This window comes from Micromonospora sp. NPDC000207 (assembly GCF_040300925.1).
Lineage (GTDB): Bacteria > Actinomycetota > Actinomycetes > Mycobacteriales > Micromonosporaceae > Micromonospora.
This window is the reverse complement of record NZ_JBEPEQ010000014.1, coordinates 50,956-66,871: the sequence shown is the minus strand read 5'-3', so window position 1 is coordinate 66,871 and position 15,916 is coordinate 50,956. Positions and strand designations below refer to the sequence as shown.

Genomic DNA, 15,916 nt, shown 5'->3' with positions numbered 1-15,916 from the left:
GGGCGGTGGCCCGAACGGTCCCGGCGGGGGCGGCCGACGGGGTCGCGGCGACGGGGACCCGGACGCGGTCCGCCGCGCCAAGAAGCGCAAGCGGGTCAACATGATGATCGCGAGTTTCGCGGTCTTCATCATGCTCGCCGGTCTCGGCGTCGTCGGGTTCACCTACTACTCGACCACCGTCGTCCTCCCGGACAAGCTGCCGCTGCCGCTCTCCACCACCGTCTACGCCAGCGACAACAAGACCGTCGTGGCGAAGCTCGGCAACGAGAACCGGACCATCGTCGGCATCAACGACATCCCCGAGCACGTGCAGCACGCGGTGGCCGCCGCCGAGGACCGGAACTTCTACCGGCACTCCGGTGTGGACTACAAGGGCATCGCCCGGGCCGCCTGGAACAACCTCTCCAACGGCGACCGGCAGGGTGCCTCCACGATCACCCAGCAGTACGCCCGTAACGCGTACGCGAGCCTGAAGGACGACACGTACGCCCGGAAGGTGAAGGAGGCGATCCTCGCCTCCAAGCTCAACGACAACATGGCAAAGCCCGAGATCATGCAGCACTACCTGAACACGATCTACTTCGGGCGGGGCGCGTACGGCATCGAGGCGGCGGCCGGCACGTACTTCAAGAAGCGGGCCAAGGACCTCACCGTCGCCGAGGGCGCGGTGCTCGCCGCTGTCATCAAGCAGCCGGTGGCCAGCAACACCCACCAGGGCTTCGACCCGTCGGTCAACCCCAAGGACGCGCAGGACCGGTGGCGGTACGTCCTCGACGGCATGCAGACCGAGGGGTGGATCGGTTCGCCCGGCAAGCCGGATCGTCCCACCGAGTACCCGAAGGTGGTCAAGCCGAGCAAGGACGGCAACGGGTTCGGCGTCAACACCCCCCGGGGCAACGTGATCAACTACGTCCGGGCCGAGCTGGAGCAGTGGGGCGTGTGCACCAACTCCGGCGCGGACGGCAAGCCCAGCTGCGTCGACGAGCTGCGCGAGGGTGGCTACCGGATCAAGACCACCATCAACCCGAAGATGCAGACCGCCCTGGAGAAGGCCGCCCAGCCGGGTCGGAAGGGCTCGGTCCTGAACGGTCAGCCGAAGAACCTGATGGCCGCGGTGGTCTCCGTCGACCCGCGCAACGGCCGGGTCCTCGCCTACTACGGCGGTGACAGCGGCGCCGACTTCGACTACGCCGGCAAGAACACCAACTCCAACGGCGACATCGTCGGCGGTCACCCGCCGGGCTCGTCGTTCAAGGTCTACACCCTGGCCGCCGCGCTGGAGGCGGGGATGTCGGTCAAGTCCCGCTGGGACGCCACCCCGTTCAAGCCCGAGGGGTACGACGCCGAGATCCAGAACGCCGGCCGGGGCGCCGGTATCTGTGGCAAGAACTGCACGCTGGAGGTCTCCACCGTCCAGTCGTACAACGTGCCGTTCTTCCACCTGACCGAGAAGATCGGTGCGGACAAGGTCGTCAACATGGCCCGCCAGGCAGGGGTCGGGACGATGTGGACCGTCGACCCGCCGAAGCCGTACGACCTGATGAAGAACAAGCCGGAGGACCTCGCGCCGAGCAAGTTCGACCGGGTCGTCGGGTACGGGCAGTACCCGGTCACCGTCCTCGACCACGCCAACGGTCTGGCCACCCTCGCCAACGGCGGGGTCTACAACAAGGCGCACTTCGTCCTCTCCGTCGAGCGGCAGAACAAGGACACCGGCAAGATGGAGAAGGTCGCCGGGACCGGGGAGAAGCTCGACCCGGAGCGGCGGATCCGCAAGGACGTCGCCGACGAGGTCGGTGCGGTCCTCAAGGAGATCACCGCCAGCAGCCAGAACGGCAAGCTGGACGGCAACCGCCCGGCGGCCGGCAAGACCGGTACCTGGGAGCACAACAGCACCGACAAGAACGCCCACGCCTGGATGGTCGGCTACACCCCGCAGCTCGCCACCGCGGTCTGGATCGGCAGCCGGGACCCGAAGAAGCCGGCGATCCTCGACAAGGACGGCAACAACATCGGCGGCGGCAACATCCCGTCAATGGTGTGGAAGAAGTACATGGACGATGCGCTCAAGGGCGCCAAGGTCGAGCAGTTGCCGAGCATCACCGGCATGGGTGACACCGAGGCCGGTAACGGCGAGGCCCCGCCGCCTCCGCCGCCGGACCCGGAGCCGGAGAACAACCCCGGCAACCCGGGCAACGGCAACCCCGGCTGCAACCGGTTCGTCGACGTCTTCTGCCCCGGCGGTGGCAACAACGGGGGCGGGAACAACGGCGGCGGCCACAACGGCGGTGGCAACAACGGCGGTGGCAACGACGGGGGCGGGAACAACGGCGGCGGCAACGACGGCGGCGGCAACGACAACCCCGGTGGTCCGGGCGGCGGTGAGACCCCGCCCGAGCAGGGCGGCGGGGGGATGTTCCCGGTCCGACCGCCACGCGGCGGCGACAACTAGGGATTGACGCGACGACGGCGGCCGGGATCCTCCCGGCCGCCGTCTCCTGTTCTGGGGTCGCCGTCTCAGGACGGGCCGTCGTAGCAGTTCCCGCGACGGTTCTCGTTCATCGGCTGGGTGGGCGTGACGTGGGCGGGTTGTGGTGGAAGCTGTGGACGGGGTAGGAGTAAGCGGGGTAGCTGGGCGGCATACCTGGTTGCCCCGTCATGGAGGGGTGGGTTACCAGAGCATCTCGGGCGAACGCGGGCCGAATCGAAAGCATCCCTGTATCTACACGTCGGCATGACTGACATCGCCGGAGTGCTCGTGGTCCATGTCGTCCGGTGCCAGGCCCGATGAGCTTCTGTAGTGGTTGTCGATACGGCAGGATGCTGGGCATGAGCACCCAGCCCACGCCAGGGGTCGACGACGAGTCCGCGCCCCGCGACCACCCGTCCCGGTCGGACGGGTTCGTACGCGGTGTCTCCCAGCTGATCGGCGGCCCGCTCGGCGACCACGCGTCCTCGCTGGACCGTCCCGGCCGGGCCCGCCAGCGGTTCTGGACCGCCGCCCGGGTCGTCCTCGCCCTGGTCTGTCTGACCCTCGTCCTGCACTGGGTGCAGAAGTCCCCCTGCCACAGCGGGGCCTGGCAGAACAACATCCAGTACACCCGGTTCTGCTACTCCGACGTCCTGGCGCTCTACTACGCCGAGGGGCTGAACGAGGGCAAGGTCCCCTACCGGGACCACCCCGTCGAGTACCCGGTCCTGACCGGTGCCTTCATGGGCGTACTCGGCCTCCCGGTGTACTACCTCGGCCGGGACAACCCGGAGATCAACCAGGGGCAGTGGGCGTACAACGCGAACGCCCTGGTCCTCAGTGCGCTGGCGGTGGCGACGGTCGCGGTGATCCTCGCCCTGCGCCGCCGACGACCCTGGGACGCGGCGCTCTTCGCGCTCTCCCCGGCCCTGCTGGTCACCGCCACCGTCAACTGGGACCTGCTCGCCATCGGGTTGGCCGCATTCGGGCTGCTCGCCTGGGCGCGGAAGAAACCGGTGGTGGCCGGGGTGGTGATCGGGCTGGCCGGGGCGGCCAAGATGTTCCCGATCTTCATACTCGGGCCGATCCTGGTGCTGGGGCTGCGCTCCGGGCGGGTCCGGGCCGCGCTGACAGCCCTCGGTACGGGACTGGCCACCCTGGTCGCGGTGAACCTACCGGTGGCGCTGCTCTATCCCGAGGGGTGGGGCCGGTTCTTCGAGCTGAACAGCACCCGTCCCATCGACTGGGGGACGTTCTGGTACATCGGGCGCTACCTCGACGGTCGGGTGAACTTCAGCGGCCCCGGCTCCCAGGGGCCGTTCGAGTGGCTCAGCGCCAACGTCCACACCCTCAACTACATCTCGTACGCCCTGTTCGGGCTGGCCTGCATCGGGGTGGCCGTCCTGGCGGTCAGGGCACCCGTCCGACCCCGGCTGGCCCCCCTGGCCTTCCTGGTCGTCGCCGCCTTCCTGCTCACCAGCAAGGTCTGGTCCCAGCAGTTCGTCCTCTGGCTCCTGCCCCTGCTGGTGCTGGCCCGCCCCAAGTGGGGGGCGTTCCTCGCCTGGCAGCTCGCCGAGGTCGGCTACTTCGTCGCCTTCTACGGTGAACTCCTCGGCACCGCCACCGGCACCCCCGTCTTCCCCGAGGGGGTGTTCGTGCTGGCGGCGGCGCTGCGCTGGGGAACCGTCGCAATGCTCTGCGTCCTGATCATCCGAGAGGTGCTCCACCCGGAGCGGGACGCGGTCCGCAGGACCTACCCGGACGATCCGGACGGCGGGGTGCTCGACGGGGCACCTGACGCACCATGGGTCGACCGATGGCGGCGTCGCCGCCCCGCCGAACCGGCCACCATCGCGGCCGGCGACCCGACACCGACACCGGCCTCCGCCTGACCCGACCCCGGGCCTCCGCCTGACCCGACCCCGGGCCTCCGCCTGACCCGACCCCGGGCCTCCGCCTCGGTCTGAGAGGACCCGAGACCGGCACCCGGCCCACGCCCGACCCGAACCGACACCGGCCCCGAGGGAACTCACCCTCGGGGCCGGTGCGTGTCACGCCGCAGGTCAGAGCCGGTAGACGACGGTGTCGCCGAGCTCCTCGCGGGTGATCCCGAACTGGTCGACAGCCTTGTCGATGTTCGCCTCCCAGGGCGTACCGGCGATCTGGTCCCGGACCACCAGGACGTTGTGCACGCCGAGAGTGCGCAGGTAGTCGATGCTCGTCTGGTCCGGGAAGTTGACCGAGACCTCGCGGACCTGCTCCAACTGGAGCGGGGTGAAACCGCTCCCGCCGTTGACCAGGTCCTGGAACTTCGAGGTGCTCCAGAGCATCACCGGCTGGTCGTGGTTCTGGCTGCTCGGCAACACCAGCAGCGGCCCGTTGACGGTCCGCATGGCGGCGGGCTGCTGCGGCACCACCGGGTGCGGGGTGGCGTTGAGCCCCTCCACCAGCACCAACAGCAGCGGCAGCAGGGTCGCCAACCGCAGCCACGGACCCGGCCAGGAGGGGATCCGCTGGGCGGCGAGTTCGCGTACCCGGATGCAGACGGCGGTGACCGCACCGGCGGCGAGCAGCCCGAGCAGCAGGGTCGCCCAGAGCATCAACCGGCCCGGCGTACGGATCCCGTTCCACCCCGGGAGGTACTCGAAGAGCGGGGCGTACGTCCAGGTGCCGCCGAAGAACTCGGTCCCCATCGCCAGGATCATGGTGACCACCACCCCGGCGAACATCAGCAGCCGGTGCCGGAGCCGCCAGACCGAGAAGAAGAGCCCCCCGAGGGCGAGGGCGTACAGCACGAACCCGGGCAGCAGGGTCATCTCCGGCGACCAGGGCAGCAGTTCACGGGCCCCGGCGTGCAGCCCACCCCAGATCCGGGACTCCTCGGGCGCGGTGAAGAAACCCGACCACGGCGGTGAGTAGATCGCCACGTCCCCGAGGGTCCGCTCGGCCTGCGGATGCAGGTCGGCCACCTTGAAGTACGGGACGGCCAGCAGCAGACCGACGGCGGCGAAGATCGCTCCACCGACCAGGTCGGCGACGAGCAGCCGGACACCGAACGGATGCTTCACCGGCCGGACCAGGTACCTCCGCAGGAACCAGACGACAGCGGCGACAAGCACCGTGCCCGCGAGGAAGTACGCGAACAGCAGCCCGATCCCGAAACCGAGGCTGAGCTGCCAGGCGGCGACGAGCCAACCCGCGTACGCCCACCCCTCGTGTCGCCGGGCGGGTCGGTAGCCGTAGCGCAGGGACCAGCCGTGTCCCCGGGCCAGCATGGCCAGGGCGAGGGGGATCCCACCGTTGGAGATCACGTGCAGGTGACCGGCCTGGGCGAGCAGCCAGGGCGCGTACGCGAAGCCCACCCCGGCCACCGCGCCGCCGATCCGGCCCGCCCCCAACTGCCGGGCCAGCGCGTACGCCCCGAACGTGGCCAGCGCATGAGCCAGCACGAACAGGATGTTGTACCTGAGGATGGCGGCCTCGGGGCCGGTACCGATCATGCCGGCCGGGGCGTACCCCAGCAGCGTGTCGGAGAAGGCGAAGCTCCACGACTCGGGGAAGAACGTGTTGGCGTGCCAGAGCTGGCCCGGGTTGGTCAGGAGGATGTGCCCCGACCAGGCCATCTGCCAGGCCTGGAGGCTCGGGTCCCAGTAGTCCTGAGGAAGCGTCTGCAACGGGTGCCGCAGCGCCGGCCAGGTCATCGCCACGGCGAGGAGGACCGATCCGACAACTGCCAACGTCCACTCGTGGACCGCCGTCCGTCCGACCGCCCGGCCGACCCGACCGACCCCTGTCGGAACCCGCTCCGGCTCGGGACCGAAGGCCCCCCACCGGTCCTCGGCAGACCGATCGCCGGCTGCCTTCCCGTCGGCGGCCTTTCCTTCGGTGACCTTCCCGTCGGCTGGCTTCCCGTCCGTGGCTGCCTTGCGCCAGAACATCCACTTCGGCGACGCCGGTGCCGTCACCGCCGCCTTCTTCGGGTCGGACTCGGCGGCGGACGTATTCGCCTCGGCCGCCGTACCGTCGGGGACCTTGCCCGGCGCGGCCCTCTCACCGGTTCCGGCTGCCGCAGGGGTGGCTGCCGCTGCGGCCTTCGCCTCGGCCTTCGCCTCGGCCCCCCGGTCGCCCGCCTTCGGCTCGCCCGCCGTGTGCTTCTCCGCCGTGGGTTTTTCCGCCTTCGGCTCGGCGGGTTTCGGCTCGGCCGCCGTGGGCTTGGGGTTGCCCGCCGTGGAGCCTTCCGTAGCGGGCTCGGCCGCCTTCGGTTCGGCCGCCTTCGGTTCGGCCGCCTTCGGTTCGGCCGCCTTCGGTTCGGCCGACGAGCCGTCGGTGGGGCGGGGGTCGGCGGCGGCGTCGGACTGGTCCGTGGTCATGCCGACGCGGCCTCTCCACCCAGTTGCTCACGGAGGAAGGTGATGTCGGCGCCCTGACCGTCGACGCCACCGGGGGTCTCCACGATGACCGGGGCGTCGGCCGCCCGGATCACCGCGACCAGCAGGTCGGATTCGATGGTGCCGCCGTGCAGGTTGTCGTGTCGGTCCCGGCCCGACCCGAACCCGTCCTTGGAGTTGTTCGCGTGCACCAGGTCGATCCGACCGGTGATCGCCTTGACCCGGTCCACCAGGCCCAGCAGTTCCTCCCCGCCCGCGTGTGCGTGGCAGGTGTCCAGGCAGAACCCGACGCCGTAGTCGCCGATCACGTCCCAGAGCCGGGCCAGCGAGTCGAGTCGTCGGGCGCAGGCGTTGTCCCCACCGGCGGTGTTCTCGATCAGGACGGGGAGAGGGAACCCCCCGGACTCCGCCGCGTACGCGAAGGTCTTCCGCCAGTTGTCGAAGCCGACCGAGATGTCGTCCCCGGCGTTGACGTGTCCACCGTGTACCACCAGTCCCCGGGCGTTGACCGCCGCTGCCGCGGCGGCGTGGGACACCAGCAGTTTCCGGCTGGGGATCCGGATCCGGTTGTTGAGGGTGGCGACGTTGATGACGTACGGCGCGTGGACGTAGAGGTCGATGTCGGCGGCGCGCAACCGGTCCGCGTCGGTCCGCGGAGTCGGTGCCTTCCAGCCCTGCGGGTCGGCGAGGAAGAACTGCGCGGCTTCGGCGGCGCGGCTGGTCGCCTCCGCCAGTGGGTCGGCCGCGTCGACGTGAGCTCCGATACGCATGCAGGCGAGCCTACGTCGCGTCGCCGAACGGGTGGACGACGAACCCTCGGGTGTCGCCGCCGTCCCCCGCAGACCGGGTCCGGACGGGTCGACGCGACGCGTCACCGACCGGGGACCTCGTCGTTGAGCAGGTACGGCATCGACGTCTGACGACGCCGGAAGGTGTACGGAGTGTGGGCGCGCGGCCCAGATCAGATCAACCGGAAAATACCGCTTTTGCTCATACAAGCGACAAGACCCGTTGTATCGTGGGATAACAACGCAATAAAGCTCCGCGGGGCGTCTTCGGTCCAACCTCATCGGTGTGGTCGTTCCTCCCCAGGTCCCACCCAAGGAATGCGGACGGGACGTCCCGCGGTCTCGTGGACAGGGGTCCGCCCGCACTCGTCGTGTCGGAGCGGACCCCTGTCGCACGTCCCGGCCAGGCTGCCCGGGGGAAGATCGTCCCGACCGGCTATCCTGGTCCGGTTGTCCGCAACCGACCGGGATCCCCCGGGGATCGGGGCGGGCAGCGACGCACGACCTCCTGCCACGGAAGGACCGTGGCCGCATAGCCCACAGGAGGTGAGCACGTCTTGCGTCATTACGAAGTCATGGTGATCCTCGACTCCAGCCTCGAGGAACGCACCGTCGCACCGTCGCTCGACACGTACCTGAACGTGATCCGGACGTCGGGTGGCTCGGTGGAGAAGACCGACGTCTGGGGTCGCCGGCGCCTCGCGTACGAGATCGACAAGAAGACCGAGGGCATCTACGCCGTCATCGACCTGCAGGCCACCCCTGCGGCCGTGGCCGAGCTGGACCGTCAGCTGCGACTCAACGAGTCCGTGCTGCGCACCAAGGTCATCCGGCCGGAAGTGCGCTGAGCAGTCAACCCCAGTAATCGCCCGGATCAGCCTCGTCAGGCTGTCGTACACCTCTGAGAGCCTGTACGCGAACTGACGAGTGCGCGAGGAGATGGTCATGGCAGGAGACACCACCATCACGGTCATCGGGAACCTGACCGATGACCCCGAGTTGCGGTTCACCCCATCCGGGGCCGCGGTAGCCAAGTTCCGGGTCGCCTCGACGCCCCGGTTCATGGACAAGGCGTCGGGTGAGTGGAAGGACGGCGAGCCGCTGTTCCTTCCGTGCACCGTCTGGCGGCAGGCCGCCGAGCACGTCGCCGAGTCGCTGCAGCGTGGCGCTCGGGTGATCGTGTCCGGCCGGCTCAAGCAGCGGTCGTACGAGACCCGCGAGGGAGAGAAGCGCACAGTCATCGAGCTGGAGGTCGACGAGATCGGCCCGTCCCTGCGCTACGCCACGGCGAAGGTGCAGAAGATGTCCCGCTCCGGCGGCAGCAGCGGTGGCGGCTTCGGTGGTGGCGGTGGTCAGGGTGGCGGCGGAGGCAACTTCGACGACCCCTGGGCTTCGGCTGCGCCAGCACCCTCGCGCGGTGGTTCGGGTGGCGGAAACTTTGATGAGGAGCCCCCGTTCTAATGGCGCAGAGCGCCCGCGATCGCAAACCAGGAGCCCGAGCTATGGCTAAGGCTGCGGCCCTTCGCAAGCCCAAGAAGAAGGTGAACCCGCTCGACAAGGACGGGATCACCTACATCGATTACAAGGACACCGCTCTGCTGCGGAAGTTCATCTCCGACCGCGGCAAGATCCGCGCTCGGCGGGTGACCGGCGTCACCTCGCAGCAGCAGCGGCAGATCGCCCGTGCGGTCAAGAACGCCCGTGAGATGGCGCTCCTGCCGTACACGGCCACCACCCGCTGAGAGGAGGCACCGATATGAAGATCATCCTTACCCAGGAGGTTTCCGGCCTCGGTGCCCCCGGCGACATCGTCGAGGTCAAGAACGGCTACGGCCGTAACTACCTGCTTCCGCAGGGCTTCGCGATCGTCTGGAGCAAGGGTGCTGAGAAGCAGGTCACGGTCATCAAGCGGGCCCGTTCGGCCCGCGAGATCCGCGACCTGGGCCACGCCAACGAGGTGAAGGGCCAGCTCGAAGGCCTCAAGGTCAACCTGAAGGCCCGCGCCGGTGACGGCGGACGGCTCTTCGGCTCGGTCACGTCGGCCGAGATCGTCGATGCCGTCAAGGCCGCCGGTGGACCGGTCCTCGACCGGCGTCGTCTCGAACTGCCCGGTGCCATCAAGTCGACCGGTTCCTACCCGGTGCAGATCAAGCTGCACCCCGAGGTGACCGCCAAGTTCGACCTGAACGTCCAGCAGGGCTGACACCGGCCGTACGACGATCCGGGCCCGTACCCCCACCCGGGGTGCGGGCCCGGACCGCGTCCGGGGAACGCCGCCGTCCGAGGCGCCGGGGTGGTGGGTGGCCCTTCCCGGGTGTGGTCAGCCGATCGGCTGACCGGTCACCACGCTGATCAACACGGTGGAGAGACCACCGCCGACCACGGCGGCGGCCAGGGCTATCGTCGCCGCCCGCCAGGTCGTACCCACCCGGCGTAGGAACTCGGCCACGAGCAGGCTGCTGGCGAGCGCCAACCCGAACCGGGGCGTACCCGCCCCCAGCGAGCCGAACGCCTGCGAGCGGGGCGAGGCGCAGCCGCCCCCGGTGATGTCGGTGACGCAGTCCGGCGGCGGCGCACCGTCGAGGGTGAGCAGCCAGAGGACGACCAGGAACGCCGGCACCAGGTAACAGGCGACCGTGTAGACCAGCGGACGGAACGGCCCGGACGGATCCGGGTCGAGCAGGTCGTCCTCAAGCCGACGGGACCACGAACCGGGCGCCGCAATGGTCCGCCGCTTCGCCGACGCCGCGCCGGACGACCGGGTCACACTGCTGACCGGCGCCAGCGACGTGTCGTCGAGGGCGGACCGGCGTCCCACCGACGTACGACCTGTCGTCGGCCGCAACCCCGGCGACGTGTGGTCGCTCGCGACCCGACCGCCGGTGCCACCCCGACCGCCGGTCAGGGCGGGGCCCCCGCCCGTCACCTGCCGGCGGGACGAGGAGTAGCCGAGCGCCGGTGACTGCGGGGCCGCCGTAGACGGCTGGGTCCACCTGGGGTCGTCCCGGCCGTCGTCGGTGCCGAGGCCCCGGCTCCACCGGTCTCCGTCCGACCATCCACCGGAGAGACCGGTCTCCTCCGACCGTCCGACCCGGTCCCACACCCCGCTGACCGGGACCTCGCTGCCGCTGACCGGTGCGCCGCCGGCGCTCGTGGGCGCGCCGGTGTCACTGATCGGAGCCAGGCCGACCCCGGTGTCGTCCCACGGGTCGGGGCCGGGCAGCCGGGACCAGCGGTCGGTGTCGGCCCGCCCCCACTGGCTGGTGTCGGTGCGGTCCCACTGGTCGGCGTCGGCCCGCCCCCACTGGCCGGCGTCGGTACGGTCCCACTGGTCGGTGTCGTCGATGCGCCGCCCACCGACACCGCCGGTGTCCCACGGGTCGACGGGGGCGACCCGATCCCACTGGCCCGTGCTGTCGAGTCGACCGCCGAAGGTGCTCTCCGGCTCCTGACCGGCCCGTTCCCGGCGCCGTCCGGCGTCCCGCCCCCGGCGTCCGGACTGGCGGCCCACCCCGCCCCACGGGTCGACAGGTGGCTGGTCCACGCCGGACTGGTCGGGGGAGCGTTCCCATCCCTGACCTGCCGAATCCGACCAGGTCGGGGTCGAGGCGCGCCGCCCACGCCGACCCCGCCCCGGCGACGGGGGCGTGGGCGGGGTCGGCCCGGGTTCGGTGGCTGGTCGGTCCTCGGCCCCGGCTCCGGCCCCGGAGGCGGGGCTGGTGCCCGGGGTGGTGTCCTCCAGGGTGCTCCAGACCACCTCCGGTCGACGCGACGACGAGCGGCGGGGACGGCTGCGGGGAGGAGCACCGGACACCGGCTTCTGCTCGTCCCCGTCGGCCCGGCGACTTCCGACGTACCCGTCCTGCTGCGGACGGTCGAAGGTCCACTCCTGGGTGTGCTCCAGCCCGGCGGCATCCGAACCAGGGGACCGGGCCCTTCCGGCGGCCTCGGCCGACCCCGAGGGCCAGACAGTTCCGGCGGCCTCGGCCGACCACGAGGGCCCGACGTTTTCGGCGGCCTCGGCCGACGCCGCGCTCTCCGGGGCCCGGCGTCGCCCGCCGAGGCTCTCGGCGGCCCGTCGCCCCTCGGGGTTCTCGGCGGCCCGTCGTCGCCCGGGGCGGCGGACCGGCTCCTCGTCGGGGGCCGCGTGGCGTCCGCCGCCGTCGGCCCGCTCGACGCCGGACTCCACCGCCCAGCGGGGCAGGTACGCGTCGACAGGCTCCTGCTGTCCCCGCTCGATGGCCCGACGCCGACTCGGGGTGCGGTACCCGCCGGTGTCGTCGCCGGAGTCCGGGACCGATTCGCCGGAATCGCCCCACGATGAGATCGGCTCGCGCGGGCTGCCCTCCCCGCGTGCCCAGTCCCGGTAGCTCACGGCCGGAGCGTGACCCTTCTCAACCGAATGTGCAACCTGCTGACCTGGTGTAGCCGTCCGCAGGGAATAGTACGGGACGATCGGGCACCTGACCCGAACAGAAATTCTTTGTCCACAGGGTGGGGAAGGTATAACCCCAGGTCACAGGCTTGCAGCCCAGAATTCCCCAGCGGTTGTCCACAGGCTGTGCACACGCTGCGCACATGTTGGTCCACGCTGTCCACAGGTTGTCCCGAGACTCGTCCACCGGTGCTGTTGAAGCGCTGACCTCGATTTCCGTATGGTTACCCCCCGACCGGCCGTGCGATGGCCCCCGATCGAGCGGGCCGGTCGGTCGGAAGTTGCCGCGCCCTGGCTGGTCACGCCGGGGATTGATCCGACGCAGTGGAGGGGGACCCGTGTCGGTCACTGACGAACGGGCGGAGCCGAGGGTCGGCGGTCCGCCGTCCGCACCACAGCAACGCGAAGGCCAGTTCGAGAAGACCCCGCCGCAGGACATCGCCGCCGAGCAGTGCGTCCTCGGGGGCATGCTGCTGTCCAAGGACGCCATCGCCGACGTCGTCGAGATCCTCAAGAGCAACGACTTCTACCGGCCGGTCCACGCCACCGTCTACGACGCCATCCTGGAGATCTACGGCCGGGGCGAACCGGCCGACGCGATCACCGTCGCCGCCGCCCTCGCCGACTCCGGTGACCTCGGGCGGATCGGCGGAGCGCCGTACCTGCACACCCTGATCGCCAGCGTCCCGACCGCCGCCAACGCCGGCTACTACGCCCGGATCGTCAGCGAACGAGCGGTGCTGCGGCGTCTCGTCGAGGCCGGCACCCGGATCGTGCAACTCGGGTACGGCACTGCCGGTGGCGGCAGCCGAGACGTCGACGACATCGTGGATCTCGCCCAGCAGGCCGTGTACGACATCACCGAGAAGCGGGTCAGCGAGGACTTCGCCGTCCTGGCCGACATGCTCCAGCCCACTCTCGACGAGATCGAGGCGGTCGGCGCCCAGGGCGGCGTGATGACCGGCGTACCCACCGGCTTCACCGACCTGGACCGGCTCCTCAACGGCCTGCACCCCGGGCAGTTGATCATCGTCGCCGGGCGACCCGGTCTCGGTAAGGCCCTCGCCCTGGACACCCCGCTCCCCACCCCGGACGGGTGGACCACGATGGGTGAGGTCTCCGTCGGTGACCGGCTGATCTCCGCCGACGGGACCCCCACCACCGTCACGCACGCCTTCGAGGTCCGCCACGACCGCCCCTGCTTCGCCGTGGAGTTCAGTGACGGCGCGATCGTCGTCGCCGACGCCGAACACCTGTGGCGGACCACCACGGTCGTGGCGGGCGAGGACCTCGACAAGGTCCTGACCACCGCCGAGGTCGCCGCGAGCCTGTGGACCGACGACGGGCGGCCCCACCACGCGGTGGGCAACTGCGCCCCCCTCCGGCTTCCGCAGCGGGACCTGGCGGTCGCGCCGTACCAGGTGGGGGCCCGTCTCGGCGCGGCGGCCGACGCGGGCCGGATTCCCCGGGACTACCTGCGGGCCGCCGAGGGACAGCGGCGGGACCTGCTCGCCGGGGTCCTGGACGCCGCCGGTGCCGTCACCCCGACCGGTGAGATCCGCTGCGCCGTCGCCACAGTCGAACTGGCCGAGGACCTTCGGGAGCTGGTGGTCGGCCTGGGCCACCACGGCACTGTCGACGAGCACGGCACCGTCACCGTCACCGCCGACGAGCCGGTGTTCCGGGTGGCGGAGAAGGTGGCGGCGCACGCCGCCCACCGGCCTCCCGCCGGTCCGAGGTCACGCGCCCGGTACGTCGTCGCCGTCCGACCGGTGCCGAGCGTGCCTGTCCGCTGCGTGACTGTCGACCACCCGGAGCACCTCTACCTGGCCGGGCGGGACATGGTGCCCACCCACAACAGCACCGCCTCGATGGACTTCGCCCGCAACGCGGCGATCCGGGCCAACCAGGCCGCCGCCATCTTCTCCCTGGAAATGAGCAAGGTCGAGATCGTCATGCGGTTGCTCTCGGCCGAGGCGCGGGTGCCGCTGCACGTGCTGCGCAGCGGGCAGCTCTCCGACGACGACTGGACCAAGCTGGCCCGGTGCATGGGGGAGATCAGCGAGGCACCGCTCTTCGTCGACGACACCCCGAGCATGAACCTGATGGAGATCCGGTCCAAGGCCCGGCGGCTCAAGCAGAAGCACGACCTGAAGATGATCGTGGTCGACTATCTCCAGCTGATGACCTCGCCGAAGCGGACCGAGAGCCGCCAGCAGGAGGTCGCGGACCTCTCCCGGGGCTTGAAGCTGCTGGCCAAGGAGGTCGAGTGCCCGGTCATCGCGGTGAGTCAGCTGAACCGTGGCCCGGAGCAACGTACCGACAAGCGCCCTCAATTGTCCGATCTGCGGGAATCTGGATGTCTGGTGGCTGCCACCCGACTCATCCGCGCTGACGACAACTCCGAGATCACGCTCGGGGAACTGTTGGAAGCGCAGACGAAAGACATTCCGGTGTGGGCACTGGACGAGTCGCTCCGCTACACGCCTCGAACCATGACCCACGTTTTTCCCAGTGGGCACCGTGAGACGTTTCGAATGACACTCGCCTCCGGCAAGCAGATCGAGGCGACCGCGAACCACCCCTTCCTCACGTGCGGCGGTTGGCAGCCGCTCGGCGACCTGGAAGTAGGTGCTCGGGTGGCAGCACCTCGCCACATTCCCCCTGCCCTCGCCCTCAGGCCGCTACCCGAGGCGGAAGTCGTGCTCTTGGCCCACATGCTCGGTGACGGGTCCTTCGTGCGTCGGCAGCCGATCAGGTACGCCAGTTGCGACGAAGAAAATCTCACTGCGGTGGCCGAGGCGGCTAAGCACTTCGGAATATCCGCTATCAGGGACGACTACGCTGCTGCCCGAGTGACGACGCTGCGACTTCCCGCGCCGTTCCGGCTTGCCCGAGGACGTCGCAATCCCATTGCAGAGTGGCTCGACGGCATGGGTCTCTTTGGGTTGCGTCCACACGAGAAGTTCGTGCCCGCCAGGTTCTTCGCACTTCCCAAGAAGCAGGTGACCCTCTTCCTTCGGCACCTCTGGGCCACCGATGGTTCGGTGTTCGTCAACAAGTCCGGTCGCGGTGGGCGGGTCTACTACAGCTCCACCAGTCGACGTCTGCTGGAGGATCTCTCCCGGCTGCTGCTCCGTTACGGCATCACCGGCAGGCTCAAAGCGGTGCCGGTGGCTCGCCACCGCCCGCAGTACACCCTCGACATCTCCGGGCGGGACGACCAGCTTCGCTTTCTGCGGGAGATCGGTGTCCACGGAGCGCGATCGGAGAACTGCGTCAGACTGATCGAGGTGCTCGAACAGTCCACCAGTAACCCGAACGTCGACACGGTGCCGAAGGAGGTATGGACCCGGATCCGGGAGATCCTGGTGGAGCAGGGTGTCACCCATCGGCAGTTCGCTGCCGCCATGGGCACTCAATTCTCCGGAAGCACAATGTGGAAGCACTCGCCGAGCCGATCCAGACTTGCGCAGATCGCCAAGGTGCTCGACGCTGCCGACCTTGAACTGCATGCAACCAACGACGTCTTTTGGGACGAGATCGTCTCGATCGAGTCGTTGGGAGTACAGGAAGTCTATGACGCCACTGTCCTCGGCACACACAACTTCATCGCCAACGGAATCGCAACCCACAACTCTATTGAGCAGGATGCCGACGTCGTGATACTTCTGCATCGAGACGACTACTACGACAAGGAGTCGCCTCGGGCCGGCGAGGCTGATTTCATCGTCGCCAAGCACCGGAACGGACCGACGGACTCCATCACGGTGGCGGCCCAGCTCCACCTGTCCCGCTTCGTCGACATGGCGATCGTCTGATCGGGCCGGGATGC

At 69.7% G+C, this 15,916-nt stretch carries 10 protein-coding genes; 7 read left to right on the top strand and 3 right to left on the bottom strand.

Annotated elements, in window-relative coordinates:
- Together ABT336_RS06095 and ABT336_RS06090 are read left to right on the top strand one after the other, a co-directional pair.
- The coding region (locus ABT336_RS06095) for a transglycosylase domain-containing protein (RefSeq protein WP_350895407.1) at positions 1 to 2,452 on the top strand (2,452 nt) is incomplete at its 5' end.
- A 377-nt stretch (positions 2,453 to 2,829) separates the two neighbouring features.
- Positions 2,830 to 4,362 (top strand): glycosyltransferase family 87 protein, encoded by a 1,533-nt coding sequence (locus ABT336_RS06090; protein WP_350895406.1) that lies wholly within the window; start codon positions 2,830 to 2,832, stop codon positions 4,360 to 4,362.
- Between the two features lie 171 nt (positions 4,363 to 4,533).
- On the opposite strand, the gene ABT336_RS06085 is transcribed toward ABT336_RS06090, so the two are convergent.
- Together ABT336_RS06085 and ABT336_RS06080 are read right to left on the bottom strand one after the other, a co-directional pair.
- On the bottom strand, positions 4,534 to 6,840 hold the full coding sequence (locus ABT336_RS06085) for a putative glycosyltransferase family protein (protein WP_350895405.1): 2,307 nt from the start codon (positions 6,838 to 6,840) through the stop codon (positions 4,534 to 4,536).
- Positions 6,837 to 7,628 carry a deoxyribonuclease IV gene (locus ABT336_RS06080; RefSeq protein WP_350895404.1) on the bottom strand — a complete coding sequence of 264 codons (792 nt, stop codon included), beginning with the start codon at positions 7,626 to 7,628 and terminating at the stop codon, positions 6,837 to 6,839. Before ABT336_RS06080 ends, ABT336_RS06085 begins: the two co-directional genes overlap by 4 nt.
- A gap of 575 nt (positions 7,629 to 8,203) precedes the next feature.
- Between ABT336_RS06080 and rpsF the strand changes: the two genes are divergently transcribed.
- The 4 genes from rpsF to rplI all read left to right on the top strand — a co-directional run bounded on the left by rpsF (position 8,204) and on the right by rplI (position 9,849).
- A complete protein-coding gene (gene rpsF / locus ABT336_RS06075) occupies positions 8,204 to 8,494 on the top strand; it encodes a 30S ribosomal protein S6 (RefSeq protein ID WP_350895403.1) in 291 nt (96 codons plus the stop codon).
- Positions 8,495 to 8,573: 79 nt separating this feature from the next.
- Positions 8,574 to 9,107, top strand: a complete 534-nt coding sequence (locus tag ABT336_RS06070; RefSeq protein WP_350895402.1) for a single-stranded DNA-binding protein — start codon at positions 8,574 to 8,576, stop codon at positions 9,105 to 9,107.
- A 41-nt stretch (positions 9,108 to 9,148) separates the two neighbouring features.
- Complete coding sequence (rpsR, locus tag ABT336_RS06065; protein WP_013289355.1) at positions 9,149 to 9,388, top strand: 30S ribosomal protein S18; 240 nt, start codon at positions 9,149 to 9,151, stop codon at positions 9,386 to 9,388.
- A gap of 14 nt (positions 9,389 to 9,402) precedes the next feature.
- Complete coding sequence (gene rplI / locus ABT336_RS06060) at positions 9,403 to 9,849, top strand: 50S ribosomal protein L9 (protein ID WP_350895401.1); 447 nt, start codon at positions 9,403 to 9,405, stop codon at positions 9,847 to 9,849.
- 117 nt (positions 9,850 to 9,966) lie between these two features.
- Here the strand turns inward: rplI and ABT336_RS06055 are convergent, their stop codons facing one another.
- Positions 9,967 to 12,021 carry a hypothetical protein gene (locus tag ABT336_RS06055; RefSeq protein WP_350895400.1) on the bottom strand — a complete coding sequence of 685 codons (2,055 nt, stop codon included), beginning with the start codon at positions 12,019 to 12,021 and terminating at the stop codon, positions 9,967 to 9,969.
- A gap of 203 nt (positions 12,022 to 12,224) precedes the next feature.
- Here ABT336_RS06055 and ABT336_RS06050 point away from each other — a divergent pair, with 203 nt between their 5' ends.
- A complete protein-coding gene (locus ABT336_RS06050) occupies positions 12,225 to 15,902 on the top strand; it encodes a replicative DNA helicase (protein WP_502891117.1) in 3,678 nt (1,225 codons plus the stop codon).
- Positions 15,903 to 15,916 lie beyond the last annotated feature (14 nt).